The organism is Virgibacillus ainsalahensis, assembly GCF_055380755.1.
Genome location: NZ_AP043943.1, coordinates 2,128,227 through 2,142,446, shown reverse-complemented (window position 1 = coordinate 2,142,446; position 14,220 = coordinate 2,128,227). Strand labels below are relative to the sequence as shown.

Annotated in this window: 15 protein-coding genes; 13 read left to right on the top strand and 2 right to left on the bottom strand. The window is 37.8% G+C overall.

The annotated features are described in order from the left end of the window. Positions 1–22 precede the first annotated feature (22 nt). From ACZ427_RS10455 to uvrC, 8 genes are all read left to right on the top strand, one after another. Positions 23–430 carry a DUF350 domain-containing protein gene (locus tag ACZ427_RS10455; RefSeq protein WP_461179320.1) on the top strand — a complete coding sequence of 136 codons (408 nt, stop codon included), beginning with the start codon at positions 23–25 and terminating at the stop codon, positions 428–430. 306 nt (positions 431–736) lie between these two features. Continuing rightward, positions 737–2,437, top strand: coding sequence for a long-chain-fatty-acid--CoA ligase (locus ACZ427_RS10450; protein ID WP_461179319.1), 1,701 nt, complete (start codon positions 737–739; stop codon positions 2,435–2,437). A gap of 137 nt (positions 2,438–2,574) precedes the next feature. After that, complete coding sequence (locus ACZ427_RS10445) at positions 2,575–3,159, top strand: TetR/AcrR family transcriptional regulator (protein ID WP_461179318.1); 585 nt, start codon at positions 2,575–2,577, stop codon at positions 3,157–3,159. A gap of 50 nt (positions 3,160–3,209) precedes the next feature. Beyond that, on the top strand, positions 3,210–3,983 hold the full coding sequence (locus ACZ427_RS10440; protein ID WP_461179317.1) for an enoyl-CoA hydratase: 774 nt from the start codon (positions 3,210–3,212) through the stop codon (positions 3,981–3,983). An 18-nt stretch (positions 3,984–4,001) separates the two neighbouring features. Continuing rightward, a complete protein-coding gene (locus ACZ427_RS10435) occupies positions 4,002–4,775 on the top strand; it encodes an electron transfer flavoprotein subunit beta/FixA family protein (protein ID WP_461179316.1) in 774 nt (257 codons plus the stop codon). A gap of 26 nt (positions 4,776–4,801) precedes the next feature. Further along, a complete protein-coding gene (locus tag ACZ427_RS10430) occupies positions 4,802–5,773 on the top strand; it encodes an electron transfer flavoprotein subunit alpha/FixB family protein (protein ID WP_461179315.1) in 972 nt (323 codons plus the stop codon). Between the two features lie 572 nt (positions 5,774–6,345). Further along, complete coding sequence (gene trxA, locus ACZ427_RS10425; protein ID WP_461179314.1) at positions 6,346–6,660, top strand: thioredoxin; 315 nt, start codon at positions 6,346–6,348, stop codon at positions 6,658–6,660. 103 nt (positions 6,661–6,763) lie between these two features. Then, positions 6,764–8,545, top strand: coding sequence for an excinuclease ABC subunit UvrC (gene uvrC / locus ACZ427_RS10420; protein ID WP_461179313.1), 1,782 nt, complete (start codon positions 6,764–6,766; stop codon positions 8,543–8,545). Between the two features lie 38 nt (positions 8,546–8,583). Here the strand turns inward: uvrC and ACZ427_RS10415 are convergent, their stop codons facing one another. Continuing rightward, on the bottom strand, positions 8,584–9,030 hold the full coding sequence (locus tag ACZ427_RS10415; protein ID WP_461179428.1) for a YslB family protein: 447 nt from the start codon (positions 9,028–9,030) through the stop codon (positions 8,584–8,586). A 316-nt stretch (positions 9,031–9,346) separates the two neighbouring features. On the opposite strand from ACZ427_RS10415, the gene ACZ427_RS10410 reads away from it, so the two are divergent. From ACZ427_RS10410 to ACZ427_RS10395, 4 genes are all read left to right on the top strand, one after another. Further along, the gene (locus ACZ427_RS10410; protein ID WP_461179312.1) at positions 9,347–9,967 is read left to right on the top strand and encodes a succinate dehydrogenase cytochrome b558 subunit; all 621 of its coding nucleotides are present in this window, start codon (positions 9,347–9,349) and stop codon (positions 9,965–9,967) included. Positions 9,968–10,003: 36 nt separating this feature from the next. Further along, positions 10,004–11,770, top strand: a complete 1,767-nt coding sequence (sdhA, locus tag ACZ427_RS10405) for a succinate dehydrogenase flavoprotein subunit (RefSeq protein ID WP_461179311.1) — start codon at positions 10,004–10,006, stop codon at positions 11,768–11,770. Continuing rightward, a complete protein-coding gene (sdhB, locus tag ACZ427_RS10400; RefSeq protein ID WP_461179310.1) occupies positions 11,770–12,537 on the top strand; it encodes a succinate dehydrogenase iron-sulfur subunit in 768 nt (255 codons plus the stop codon). The genes sdhA and sdhB overlap by 1 nt, the downstream gene beginning before the upstream one ends. 204 nt (positions 12,538–12,741) lie before the next feature. Beyond that, on the top strand, positions 12,742–13,194 hold the full coding sequence (locus ACZ427_RS10395) for an acyl-CoA thioesterase (protein ID WP_461179427.1): 453 nt from the start codon (positions 12,742–12,744) through the stop codon (positions 13,192–13,194). A gap of 112 nt (positions 13,195–13,306) precedes the next feature. Here the strand turns inward: ACZ427_RS10395 and ACZ427_RS10390 are convergent, their stop codons facing one another. Next, on the bottom strand, positions 13,307–13,531 hold the full coding sequence (locus ACZ427_RS10390; protein ID WP_461179309.1) for a helix-turn-helix domain-containing protein: 225 nt from the start codon (positions 13,529–13,531) through the stop codon (positions 13,307–13,309). Between the two features lie 261 nt (positions 13,532–13,792). Here ACZ427_RS10390 and ACZ427_RS10385 point away from each other — a divergent pair, with 261 nt between their 5' ends. After that, a complete protein-coding gene (locus tag ACZ427_RS10385) occupies positions 13,793–14,215 on the top strand; it encodes a MarR family winged helix-turn-helix transcriptional regulator (RefSeq protein WP_461179426.1) in 423 nt (140 codons plus the stop codon). The last annotated feature ends 5 nt before the right edge of the window (positions 14,216–14,220 follow it).

Sequence of the window (14,220 nt, the reverse complement as noted above, 5' to 3'; positions counted from 1 at the left end):
TACTTGTGAAAGAGGGGTACAAATGAGTGGGTTTTGGGAAAATATTATAATTGAAACCGCAGCCAGGTATAGTATAGTAATTTTATGTACCCTAGTTTTTCTGGCTGTTTTCGAGCTTGTAACATCTTATAAGAACTGGATTGAAATTAAAAAAGGAAATGTAGCAGTAGCATTGGCAACTGGAGGAAAAATCTTCGGTATTTCCACTATTTTCCGTTATTCTATTGAGGGAAATGATACATTATTACAGAGTATAGGCTGGGGTACCATCGGCTTTATTTTATTATTAATTGGATATTTCATTTTTGAATTTCTAACACCATCAATTAAAATTGATGAAGAAATCGGAAATGGAAACAAAGCTGTCGGTTTTATTTCCATGACGATTACGGTTGGGCTCTCGTTTGTTATTGGTGCGAGTATTAAGTAAGGGGAGAAGGTTATGGAAACATTAGCTAAAGTATTAATTTTCGTAGCAATTATATTTCTGATTATAGGAATAGTGTATGTTTTTTAGCAGATAAGAAGGTATAGAACTACCTTACTGCATAAATCAGGGCTAAAAATTAATGCCTGATCTGGGGTGTTGTGGTGGGAAAGTATAATACTTTCCTGCTGTCTAAATGCGACTTAAGGTTATGATGGTAAACAATTTTCGGAATATTTATTACTTAATATTTCAAAAATATAAATTAATTGATATAATGATTGTATATATAAATAAAGGAGGAATAGAATGGAAAAGGTGAAAAATTGGTATAAAAATTATCCATCAGAAATCCCTCTCAATATTACCTATGATAAAAAATCTTTACATGCTTTTTTGGAGGAGAATACGAAACGTTTCGGAAAAAAGAAAGCGCTTTATTTCATGGGGAGAGAGCTGACCTATGAAGATCTTCATACCCAGGTAAAGAAAATGGCTAATTATATGCAGTCTCTTGGATTGAGAAAAGGAGATAAAGTAGCTGTTATGCTGCCCAACTGTCCACAGGCGGTAATCAGTTATTATGCCACTCTCATGGCGGGGGGAGTTGTTGTTCAAACAAATCCGTTGTATAAAGAAAGAGAACTGGAATATCAAATGAAAGATTCAGAAGCAAAGATTATCGTCTGTTTGGATATTTTATTACCCAGGGTGACAAATGTAAAAGGAAGTACAGAATTAGAGCATACAATTGTTACTGGTATAAAAGATTTTCTTCCGTTTCCGAAAAACCTTATGTATCCATTTATTCAAAAAAAGCAATATAATATGGTCGTTAAAGCAGAACAAAGCGAGGATACTCACGTTTGGAAAAAAATGATGGATAATACATCCGACAAATACAAGGAAGTTGAGATAAATCCGGTTGAAGACCTGGCATTATTACAGTATACAGGTGGAACTACCGGCTACCCAAAAGGGGTAATGCTTACACATTTCAATCTTGTAGCAAATGTTCAAATGTGCAAGGCCTGGTTATATAATACGGAGAAAGAAGATGACGTCATTTTAGGAGTGCTGCCTTTTTTCCATGTTTATGGCATGACGACAGTGATGAATATGTCCATTATGCAAGGTTCAAAAATGGTCCTATTGCCAAATTTTAAACCAGAGGAAGTCCTAAAGACGATACACAAACAAAAACCGACATTATTCCCTGGAGCACCCACCATGTATATTGGGCTCTTGAATCATCCTGACATCCATAAATACGATCTTTCTTCCATCCAGGCGTGTATTAGCGGCTCAGCTCCATTACCGGTTGAGATACAGGAACAATTTGAAAAAGTAACTGGAGGAAGATTGGTAGAAGGCTACGGTTTAACTGAAACATCGCCGGTAACACATGCGAATTTTTTATGGGGAAAACGCATAAATGGAAGTATTGGCGTTCCATGGCCTGACACAGATGCTAAAATAATCAATCTGGAATTGAACGAGGAAGCAGAGATTGATGAAGTAGGAGAAATTGTTGTAAAAGGACCACAGGTTATGAAAGGGTATTGGAATAATCAGGAAGAAACAGATAACGTATTAAAAGATGGGTGGTTTCATACAGGTGACCTCGGCTATATGGATGAAAAGGGGTATTTTTACATTGTAGATCGTAAAAAGGACATGATTATAGCGAGTGGCTATAATATTTACCCCAGGGAAGTGGAAGAGGTTCTATATGAACATGAAAGTGTTCAAGAGGCTGTTGTTGCAGGCATCCCAGACTCATATCGCGGTGAAACGATTAAGGCATACGTTGTGAAAAAGGATGGTCACACAATTATCGAAGAAGAATTGAATGCGTATTGTAGAAAGCATCTTGCAGCATATAAAGTTCCAAAATTATATGAGTTTCGTGAAGAACTACCAAAAACAGCAGTCGGTAAAATCCTGCGGAGAAAATTAGAGGATGAAGAAAAGGCAATACAACAGGAAGAAGATAGCAAAACCATTTAACTTTTTTATTTTCTCCTTTTTTACTATAAAATAGTACAAGCTATGTTTTTAATTGACAAAATTTATTTGTATCGTTATGATAATATTGAATGAATATTCATTCAATATTATAGATTCATAAACTTAAGGAGAAAGACATGAAAAAGAATAAACCGAAATACAACCAGATTATAGAGGCTGCAGTTCAGGTATTTGCGGAAAATGGTTATCATTCTTCCCAAGTTTCAAAAATTGCCAAAAAAGCGAAGGTTGCCGATGGGACAATATATCTTTATTTTAAGAATAAAGAAGATATACTCATTTCTGTTTTTGAAGAAAAAATGGGACAATTCATTCAACAAATTACAGAAAGCATTGATGACAAACAAAATGCGAATGAAAAATTACGAACATTGATTGAAATGCATTTTCTTCAGTTGTCAGATGACCACTATTTAGCAATAGTAACCCAATTGGAATTAAGACAATCAAAACCTGACCTGCGTTTAGAAATAAATAATGCATTAAAGCCTTATTTAGAAGTAATCGATAATATTATTAAAGAAGGTGTGAATGAAAAACTATTTCGGGAAGATTTAAACATTCATCTTGTACGTCAAATGGTATTTGGCACATTGGATGAAGTTGTTACCAATTGGGTAATGAAAGACCGTAAATATGATATTGTTAGTCAGGCATCTGATGTTCATGCTTTATTAACGAAAGGGCTTTCTGTATTATAGAAGATGAAAGTTAAATCAGAAAAAACTTAAAGAGAATAGGAGGGTTGTCTTTGGCTCCAGTATCGTACGAATTGAAAAATCAAATTGCTTATTTAACCATTCAAAGTTCTACGGCAAATGCTTTATCCAGTACGTTAATTAAGTCTCTTGGGGAACAACTTGATGCAGTAGAAGAAGATAATCAGGCTAAAGCCATTGTACTCAGAGGGGAAGGAAAGTTTTTTTCTGCCGGCGCAGATATAAAAGAACTTTCAGCATTACAAGATACTTCTGATTATCAATCATTGGCAGAAAGTGGACAGAAATTATTCGACCGTATTGAGCATTTCTCTATTCCGTTTATCGCCTCCATTCATGGAGCAGCTTTAGGCGGTGGACTCGAGCTTGCCATGGCTTGTCACATTAGAATTGTGACAGAAAATGCAAAAATGGGTCTGCCTGAATCTACATTGGGCATTATTCCCGGATTTGCCGGCACACAGCGACTTCCCGGTTATGTTGGGACATCTAAGGCATACGAAATGATGCTGACTGGAGAACCAGTAAGTGGTAGTGAAGCGAAGCACCTGGGTCTGGCTAATAAAGTGGTTTTGGATCATGAGCTTTCGAGTGAAACTACGAATCTGGCAGAAAAAATTGCTGCCAAGAGTAAGTTTTCGATTAATAAAATAATGGAATTGGTCCCATACGCGAAAACGGAACAATTTTCGTTAGGAGTACAGGCAGAAGCTAAGGCCTTTGGTGAAATATTCGGTAATTCCGATGCAAGTGAAGGTGTACAAGCTTTTATGGAAAAGCGAAAACCCAATTTTCAAGATAAATAGATTGAAGGAGGATCATAAATGGATATCTATGTATTACTAAAAAGAACGTTCGATACAGAAGAGAAAATTGTTGTCTCAAATGGGGAAATCGAAGACGACGGAGCTGAATTCATTATTAACCCATATGATGAATATGCAGTGGAAGAAGCTATTACACAACGTGATGCACATGGTGGCGAGGTTACCGTTGTTACGGTAGGGGATGAAGAGGCCGAAAAACAGCTGCGTACTGCACTTGCAATGGGAGCTGATAAGGCTGTTCTCATCAACACCGAAGAGGATTTGGAAGAAGGCGATCAATTTACAACGACAAAAATCCTGGAAGCTTATTTTGACGATAAGGAAGCCGATTTAATCCTTGCAGGCAATGTTGCGATTGATGAAGCGAGCGGTCAAGTCGGACCGAGATTGGCTGAGAGTTTGGGAATTCCTTATGTGACAACAATTACAAGTCTTAATATTGATGGAGAAACAGTTAATATCGAAAAGGATGTAGAGGGAGATGTAGAAATCATTGAAACTTCCCTCCCGGTTCTCGTTACATGTCAGCAAGGCCTCAATGAGCCACGCTATCCATCACTTCCAGGCATTATGAAAGCGAAAAAGAAACCGTTGGAAGAGTTGGAAATAGATGATTTGGATCTTGATGAAGATGAACTGGAACCTAAAACAAAAACAATTGATATCTATCTGCCACCTGAAAAAGAAGCAGGGAAAGTCCTGGAAGGTGAAGTAGAGGATCAGGTGAAAGAATTGGTATCTCTCTTAAAAAATGAAAAGAAAGTACTGTAAATCTTTGCACAGAAAGGGGAATAGACATGAGTAACAAGTTTCTAGTAATAGCTGAAAACAGAGAAGGGTCTTTGCGTAATGTAACTTTTGAAGCAATTGCTGCTGCTAAAAAAATCAATTCTGATGGAGAAATTGTTGGTGTTATATGTGGAAATGAAGAGCTGGATAATCAGGCAAAGGAAATGATCTATTACGGAGCCAATCGTGTTGTTACCGTAAAAGGAGAAAAATTGGAAACGTATACATCGGAAGGCTATGGACAGTCCGTGATGGCTGTAATTAATGATGAATCTCCAGATGGGATTGTGATGGGGCATACATCGATAGGAAAAGATTTAACACCAAAGCTTGCCAGTAAATTGGGGAGTGGCTTGATATCAGATGTAGTTGATATAGAAATGGATGGAGATAAAACTGTATTTATCCGACCAATCTATTCCGGAAAAGCTTTTGAGAAAAAGGTTGTTACAAATGAACTGACATTTGTAACCATTCGTCCAAATAATATTCCTTCTCTTGAACGTGACGAATCACGTTCTGGTGATATTTCCACCAAAGATGTGGATATAACCGACATTCGAACCGTTATTAAAGATGTCATCCGTAAAGCATCGGAGGGTGTGGATTTATCTGAAGCCAATGTTATTGTGGCAGGCGGACGTGGTGTGAAAAGTGAAGAGGGCTTTAAGCCATTGTATGAATTAGCCGAAGTATTAGGCGGTGCAGTAGGTGCTTCCCGTGGCGCATGTGATGCAGAATACTGTGATTACGCGTTGCAAATTGGCCAAACAGGTAAAGTGGTAACGCCGGATTTGTATATTGCTGTTGGTATTTCTGGAGCAATCCAGCATCTAGCAGGAATGTCAAGTTCAAAAGTTATTGTTGCAATCAATAAAGATCCGGAAGCGAATATATTTAATGTAGCTGACTATGGGATAGTCGGGGATTTATTTGAAGTGATTCCACAGTTGACAGAAGAAATTAAAAAAGTGCAATAAAGGAAAGACCTGATCAATTTGGTCAGGTCTTTCAAAATATAAGAAACCAATATGATGCCTAAGCGTATGCCGCCACCATCTATAATAAAAAAGGCTAGTTTAACCAGAAGTCTGTTTTCTATATTCTTTGATTATGGTAGTTATAATTAATAATTTTTCTCGTTTGGCAATATATCAATCCCTTGTTAGGAGATGCCATGTCCAGGTCGAGGCGACTACCCCGTTTGAATTCAAAAGCCTAAGAACTCCCTCATGAGCAAAAAAGCACTGTGCGTTCAAGCTTATAGTCCACGCAATGTAGGTCAGTTCGGCGTTGCTCACGTATTAGTGGAGCTCTTAGTCGGATTTTCTCTTGCCTCAGGGTGATCAAGGTGCCTTGAGCTTTTGTTCTATATTTGGAGAAGAATAAAACAGAGTTTATTACTGCATTATTTCAGGATACAAGCTCTATCCTCTATAGGATTGGCAAAAATCCCCGTTTTCCAATGTATAAGCAAACTATTCGCATGAAAATATAAACGGTGATATACTCAATAAAAGAATTGATTTCCTAACTAAGGAGGAATATAGGTATGGCAATTGTAAATGTAACAGACCAAAATTTCACAAAGGAGACTTCTGAAGGGTTAGTTCTGGCGGATTTCTGGGCGCCATGGTGCGGACCTTGTAAAATGATTGCTCCGGTTTTAGAAGAAATAGATGGCGAAATGGAAGAAAAAGTCCAAATCGTGAAACTTGATGTTGATGAAAACCAGGAAACGGCTGGTAAATATGGTGTGATGAGTATACCAACACTATTATTGTTTAAAGACGGTGATGTTGTTGATCAAGTCATTGGTTTCCAACCGAAAGAAGCATTAGTTGATTTAATTAACAAACATGCGTAAAAATAGTATAATTATATGTAACGAAACATTTGATCCCTTGTTATTCTGTAACAAGGGATCATCTTTAGTTATAATATGTAATTTTTAAGGGATGAGCGTTGAAATGAATCAGACAATAAAAGAAAAATTAGCTGTTTTACCCGCACAACCGGGTTGTTACTTAATGAAGGATAAACATAACGGAGTAATCTATGTAGGCAAATCCAAACTGCTTAAAAACCGGGTCCGTTCTTATTTTACAGGCGCTCATGATCGTAAGACACAACGGCTGGTACAGGAAATTGAGAACTTTGAGTATGTGGTGACATCTTCGGAAATTGAAGCATTGATTCTGGAAATGAATTTAATTAAAAAATATGACCCTAAATATAATGTGATGTTGAAGGACGATAAAACATATCCCTATATTAAAATTACTTCAGAAAGACATCCACGGTTGCTTATTACCCGTAAAGTGAAAAAGGACAAGGGAAAATACTTTGGTCCATATCCGAATGTTATTGCAGCAAGAGAAACAAAAAAACTTCTCGACCGATTATATCCATTGAAAAAATGTAATAACCCGCCCGGTCGTCCTTGTTTATATTTTCATATGGGGCAATGTCTTGCATGCAGTGAAAAACCTCCATCCCATGAACGGTATCGTTCCATCGTACAAAATATAACATCCTTTCTTCAAGGTGGATACAAAGAAATAAAAAAAGATTTAAGCAATAAAATGCATGAGGCCAGTGAACAGCTTAACTTTGAACGTGCTAAAGAATTGCGAGACCAGCTTCAACATATTGAGGTCGTGATGGAGCAGCAGAAAATGACGCTAAATGACAGTGTAGACAGAGATATATTCGGCTACAGCTATGATAAAGGCTGGATGTGCATTCAGATATTTTTTATCAGGCAGGGAAAGCTGATGGAAAGAGATGTAGCTATTTTTCCGTTTTTTGATGAAGCGGAGGAAACCTTTATCAGTTATATTGGCCGCTTTTATTTACATCAACATCACCCGAAACCAAAACAAATTCTGTTGCCGATCGGAGCAGATGAAGAAATGGTAAAAGAACTCCTGGAAGTTGATGCCCATACACCTTTTCGCGGGCGTAAAAAGGAACTTGTAGAGTTGGCGATGAAAAACGCAAAAATTTCTTTGGATGAAAAATTTTCTCTAATCGAGCGTGATGAAGCAAGGACGGTTTTAGCTGTGGAGCAGCTCGGAGATATGCTTCATATTGAAATGCCTCACCGTATTGAAGCTTTTGATAACTCCAATATTCAAGGAACTGATCCTGTCTCCGCAATGGTTGTTTTTGAGGATGGAAAGCCTAATAAGAAAGAATATCGTAAATATAAAATAAAAGATGTCAAGGGACCTGATGATTATGAAACAATGCGTGAAGTAATAAGAAGGCGATATACAAGGGTGTTAAAAGAAGATTTACCTTTACCGGACCTGATTATTGTCGATGGTGGAAAAGGACAAATGAGTGCAGCCCTTGATGTGTTGGAAAATGAACTGGGTCTCGATATACCATTGTGTGGACTGGCAAAAGACGACAAGCACCGGACAAGTGAATTGTTATACGGGGTTCCGCCTGCTGTTGTTCCCTTATCCAGACAATCTCAGGAATTTTATTTGGTCCAGCGTATACAAGATGAAGTACACCGATTTGCCATTTCTTTTCATCGGCAATTACGCGGGAAAAGTTTATTCCGGTCTGAACTTGATAAAATTCCAGGTGTAGGCGAACGAAGAAGAAGATTATTACTAACTCATTTTAAATCGATCAATGAAATACGAAGCGCTACACTGACAGAAATAACAAAATTGGGAATCCCTGAAAATACTGCTCGAGATATCATCTGGCATTTAAACAAAAAGGAAAAATAAAGGCAAAAGCTGCATTATTTACACTGCAGCTTTTGCCTTTATTTGGTTAACATTACTGTGAACTCTATTTGGTGAATTTTACGGTTAATCTCTTCCATACATTCACACTCTGCTCCTTTTATTTTCTGTAAAGCTTCTGCAAGGAATCCGGCTTCCATACGGAATTCTGTAGTGATTGAGGCGTTAAGGCGGTGTACTACCGCGTCTGCCATGAGTTGAAAAACGAATGCTTTTCTTTTTTCTTTAATAAGCTCCAATCTTCCCCAACCGAGCTTCTCGAAAATATAGTAAATATCTTCCAACGTATCCATATCAAATTTTCTAGCCAGGTTTCTTCCCATAAAATACAGTAGTGTATGTGATTCAGTCCCTAATAATTCCGGTAGAGATATATAGCGCAATACATCATAACCAGCACCGGAATGGTATAATTCATCCAGTTGTGTCGCGGAGAGTGTTTCTGCATTTTTTGACAAAGATGTCATCCTTTCTATTCTATGTAACCAATTCAATCATTGTAATATTATTATCTATATTTTTGAGCGATTAAGCAAGTATCCAATTGAAATTTTTCCCGTATGTTAATGGCAGGATAATGAGGACAATATAACACTCTAAATATTTTAAAATTGATTTCTCCTTTTCTTGACGCTTTTCACAGTTAGAAGTACAATAAACATGTTACAAATTTTGCACTATTAGACAATAAAACCAATAGATTGATAATTATAGTTTTATACCTTATTGTCTATATGATTGCAAACAAAAACTATTATCATGATAAACTAAGGGGGGAAACACATGGCAGAGCATCGTGAGTTTTTTTACAGGAGATTACATTCCTTATTAGGGGTGGTCCCAATCGGGATTTTTCTTGTTCAGCACCTGGTAATTAACCATTTTGCTGTGTACGGGGAGGAAAGTTTCAATCAGGCAGCCGGATTTATGGCAGGGCTTCCATTTATTCTTTTACTAGAGATATTCGTAATTTATCTGCCGATATTATTTCATGCTGTTCTAGGTGTATATATTGTGTTTACAGCAAAAAACAATGTTAGTAAATATGGGTATATGCGGAACTGGATGTTTAAATTGCAGCGTATTACAGGGGTTATTACACTAGTATTCATTGCATGGCATGTATTTGAAACTCGTGTGCAAATTGGCCTTGGTAATGCTGATCTTGACTATAGCCTGATGGAAGGTATTCTGACAAATCCAATTATGTTTTGGTTCTACGTCATTGGTGTACTTTCAGCTGTATTTCATTTTGCAAATGGGTTATGGAGCTTCCTGGTATCCTGGGGTTTCACACAATCTCCAAAATCTCAAAAGATTGCTACATACGCAACGGTACTACTGTTTTTAGGCATAAGTTACCTTGGAATTAGAACATTAATTACATTCGCATACGGTGTTTAAGAATAGAAAATAGCAAAAAGGGAGTGAGTCATTATCATGAGTAATCGTAAAATTGCTGTTGTCGGTGGTGGACTTGCCGGTCTAATGGCAACAATTAAAGCAGCTGAAGCAGGGGTGAATGTAGATCTGTTCTCCATTGTACCTGTAAAACGCTCTCACTCTGTGTGTGCTCAAGGTGGGATAAATGGCGCAGTAAATACAAAAGGGGAAGGGGATTCTCCGGCTATTCACCTGGATGATACCGTCTACGGTGGTGACTTTTTGGCGAACCAGCCTCCAGTTAAAGCAATGGCAGATGCAGCACCAAGTATTATACATATGCTGGATCGTATGGGCGTAATGTTTAACCGTACACCGGAAGGGTTGCTCGATTTCCGCCGTTTTGGTGGTACGCAGCATCATCGTACTGCATATGCCGGTGCAACAACAGGACAGCAATTACTATATGCATTGGATGAACAGGTTCGTCGCTACGAAGTGGAAGGTTTAGTTACTAAATTTGAGAGTTGGGAATTTTTAGGAGCCGTTTTAGATGATGATGGTGTTGGAAGAGGAATTGCCGCACAGGATATTAAAACACATGAAATTAAATCCTTCCCGTCTGATGCTGTTATCATGGCTACAGGTGGACCGGGAATCATCTTTGGTAAGTCTACAAACTCAATGATCAACACGGGCTCTGCTGCCAGTGCATTGTACCAGCAGGGAGCAAAATACGCGAATGGTGAATTCATACAGATTCATCCAACTGCTATACCAGGGGATGATAAATTACGATTAATGAGCGAATCAGCGAGAGGTGAAGGTGGGCGCGTCTGGACGTATAAAGACGGCGAACCATGGTATTTCCTTGAAGAGAAGTATCCTGCATATGGAAACCTTGTGCCACGTGATATCGCAACACGTGAAATTTTTGATGTCTGCGTAAATCAGAAACTGGGAATCAATGGCGAGAATATGGTTTATCTGGATTTATCGCATAAAGATCCGAAAGAGCTCGATGTTAAGCTTGGTGGAATCATTGAAATCTATGAAAAATTTGTTGGGGAAGACCCACGTAAGGTACCAATGAAAATTTTCCCTGCTGTTCACTACTCAATGGGTGGATTATGGGTGGATTATAACCAAATGACAAGCATTCCTGGTATATTTGCTGCAGGTGAATGTGATTATTCACAGCATGGTGGTAATCGTCTGGGTGCAAATTCCCTTCTTTCTGCTATCTTCGGTGGAATGGTTGCGGGTCCAAAAGCTATCGAATATATCGATGGACTCGAGGAACATGCGGAAGATATGCCAACTGAACTCTTTGATGCAAAAGTAAAAGAAGAAGAAGAGAAGTTCGAAGCAATGATGAAAATGGATGGGAAAGAAAATGCTTATCGACTTCATAAAGAACTGGGTGAATGGATGACAGATAATGTTACCGTTGTACGCGAAAACGATAAACTTCTTCAGACAGATGAAAAAATCAAGGAACTTATCCAACGCTGGGATAATATCAATCTAAATGATACATCGCGCTGGAGCAATCAGGGTGTAATGTTCACAAGGCAATTAAAGAACATGCTGCATTTGGCACGTGTGATTACAATGGGGGCATATAATCGTAATGAAAGCCGGGGCGCCCACTACAAACCGGAATTCCCGGAACGTAATGATGAAGAGTGGTTGAAAACTACTATTGCACAATTTAATAGAGAAACAGAATCGCCGGTATTCAGTTATGAAGATGTAGATGTATCATTGGTTGAACCACGTAAGCGTGACTATTCTAAAACAAGTGAAGGGAGTAAGAAATAATGGCTGAAGAACACCAAACAGTTACTTTTATAATAACTAGACAGGACAGTCCAGAATCCGCTCCTTATAAAGAAACTTTCAATGTTCCGTATCGTAAAAACATGAACGTGATATCGGGATTAATGTCTATTCGTGAGAATCCGGTTAATGCTGATGGAAAGGAAACATCTCCAGTATATTGGGACATGAATTGCCTGGAAGAAGTTTGTGGTGCATGTTCCATGGTAATTAATGGAACCGCACAACAATCCTGTGCTACTCTTGTTGATAAACTGGAACAGCCGATTCATTTAGAACCGATGTCAACATTTCCGGTTGTCCGTGATTTAATTGTTGATCGTGAACGCATGTTTGACGCATTAAAACAAGTAAAAGCATGGATTCCAATTGATGGAACCCACGATTTAGGTCCAGGTCCTCGTATGCCTGAGAAAAAACGACAATGGGCATATGAACTTTCAAAATGTATGACTTGCGGTGTTTGTTTAGAAGCTTGTCCGAATGTAAATGATAAATCAAACTTTATCGGTCCTGCCGCCCTGTCCCAGGCTCGACTGTTTAATTCACACCCAACTGGAGAGATGAATGCAAGTGAAAGGTTGGACGGTCTAATGGAAGATGGTGGAATAGATGGTTGCGGTAACGCACAAAACTGTGTGCAGGTATGTCCAAAAGGTATTCCATTAACCACATCAATCGCTGCAATGAACCGTGCAACAAATATCCAGGCATTTAAGAATTTCTTTGGAAGTGACAATGCGCATTAATTCGATGCGACAAGATAAAAGACCCTAATCACTTGTGATTAGGGTCTTTTATCAAATAAAGGAAAATATCAGAAATTTCGCTTTTGTCACCGCTTTGTGACGAGATCAAGCTCGCACTTACGCAGTAAGAAAGTTTTAACTGCTAAAAAATCCTAACTGCAATAAATAAGAGTAATTTTTTACTGGAAAGGGGGGAATAATTTGATGAAATCTATTCCCTATGTTAAGGATTTGGAAGAATGGCGAGCTGGATTTACTTTTTCGATTCCAATTAACATCCGTTTTTCAGAAACAGATATGTTTGGTCATGTGAATAATGTATCGCCATTTATATATTTTGAAGAAGCTCGGATTGCATTTTTGCAGAGGGCAGGTATGTTTAATGACGAAAAAAATGAAGAGGGCATGCCAGTTGTTGCCGATCTGCAATGTGATTACCATCAGCAAATATATTTTCATGATCATTTAAAGCTCTATGTAAAAGTAGACTATGTAGGAAATACTTCATTTGACATTCATTATATGGCTCTAAATGATAAAAATGAAATTACATTAACCGGACGGGGCAGGATGGTATACATAAATCCTGGAACAGGCAAACCAGTTCCGCTAACTGACTTGGTTAAAAATAAGTTAATGGAAATAAATGATAGGTGACAAATATAGCATTTTCTTCGTACATAGGACGGCTAAGACCTATGAATAAGGCGATAAAATAAATTTCACGAACATACCAAAACCGGCTTCCGTTTAGTGGAAGCCGGTTTTTTCAGAGTTTTAATTCCCCCATGCGAAGAAGTTCAACTACGGCCTGTGAACGCCCCTTTACACCTAACTTTTGCATAGCATTTGAAATATGGTTGCGGACAGTTTTTTCTGATATATACAATTCTTGGGCAATTTCTTTTGTTGTTTTGTCTTGTACTAACAGTTCGAACACTTCTTTTTCACGTTTAGTTAATAATTGCTTCGGTTGATACGCGTTGTCCTTCAAATGTTAACCCCTCCTTGCTGTCATAGAGCTGCAGGTTGAAGGGCAATTATTTAGTCTTTATAGCTTATGAAAAAAGAAGAAATCGGTGCGCACATTTATAATGTCAAAAGGTATTTTTCATAATCCAGGGCAGTTTTTTTGATATAATACTGAAAGGCACAATACGGATTATGTCATCTATTATAATTCTTATGTTAAAATGATTTTCAGTACAGTTTAGGGGGGACTTCTTTGAATAACGACATATCAACAGATGTTATTATGGATGTAGAAAAAAGGCTTCGTTATATATCAGGTATCATCAAGCAAAATGGTCGCAGAATATTAAACAATTATCCGATTACATCTCCGCAGTTTGTAGCACTGCAATGGTTGCTGGAAGAGGGAGATCTAACAATTGGAGAATTATCCAATAAATTAAGTCTTGCTTTTAGTACAACGACCGATTTAGTAGATCGTATGGAAAAAAATGAACTTGTTGAAAGAATACGAGATATGAAAGACCGTCGTGTTGTCAGGATTCACGTATTGAATAAAGGTGAAAAAATCATTCGTGAAGTAATTGAAAAGCGCCGGGAGTATTTAGGTGAAGTATTGGAAAAGTTTTCCGAAGAGCAAACAGAAAACTTAAGCGAACTATTAGACATTTTATATAAAGAAATGAAAAATGTTCATGAAAAATAACAACA

What these genes read in the sequence shown, in the direction of transcription:
- ACZ427_RS10455 (WP_461179320.1), top strand. Translation starts at nt 23, where the DNA reads ATGAGTGGGTTTTGGGAAAATATTATAATTGAAACCGCAGCCAGGTAT.
- ACZ427_RS10450 (WP_461179319.1), top strand. Translation starts at nt 737, where the DNA reads ATGGAAAAGGTGAAAAATTGGTATAAAAATTATCCATCAGAAATCCCT.
- ACZ427_RS10445 (WP_461179318.1), top strand. Translation starts at nt 2,575, where the DNA reads ATGAAAAAGAATAAACCGAAATACAACCAGATTATAGAGGCTGCAGTT.
- ACZ427_RS10435 (WP_461179316.1), top strand. Translation starts at nt 4,002, where the DNA reads ATGGATATCTATGTATTACTAAAAAGAACGTTCGATACAGAAGAGAAA.
- ACZ427_RS10430 (WP_461179315.1), top strand. Translation starts at nt 4,802, where the DNA reads ATGAGTAACAAGTTTCTAGTAATAGCTGAAAACAGAGAAGGGTCTTTG.
- trxA (WP_461179314.1), top strand. Translation starts at nt 6,346, where the DNA reads ATGGCAATTGTAAATGTAACAGACCAAAATTTCACAAAGGAGACTTCT.
- uvrC (WP_461179313.1), top strand. Translation starts at nt 6,764, where the DNA reads ATGAATCAGACAATAAAAGAAAAATTAGCTGTTTTACCCGCACAACCG.
- ACZ427_RS10415 (WP_461179428.1), bottom strand. Translation starts at nt 9,030, where the DNA reads ATGACATCTTTGTCAAAAAATGCAGAAACACTCTCCGCGACACAACTG.
- ACZ427_RS10410 (WP_461179312.1), top strand. Translation starts at nt 9,347, where the DNA reads ATGGCAGAGCATCGTGAGTTTTTTTACAGGAGATTACATTCCTTATTA.
- sdhA (WP_461179311.1), top strand. Translation starts at nt 10,004, where the DNA reads ATGAGTAATCGTAAAATTGCTGTTGTCGGTGGTGGACTTGCCGGTCTA.
- sdhB (WP_461179310.1), top strand. Translation starts at nt 11,770, where the DNA reads ATGGCTGAAGAACACCAAACAGTTACTTTTATAATAACTAGACAGGAC.
- ACZ427_RS10395 (WP_461179427.1), top strand. Translation starts at nt 12,742, where the DNA reads ATGAAATCTATTCCCTATGTTAAGGATTTGGAAGAATGGCGAGCTGGA.
- ACZ427_RS10385 (WP_461179426.1), top strand. Translation starts at nt 13,793, where the DNA reads ATGGATGTAGAAAAAAGGCTTCGTTATATATCAGGTATCATCAAGCAA.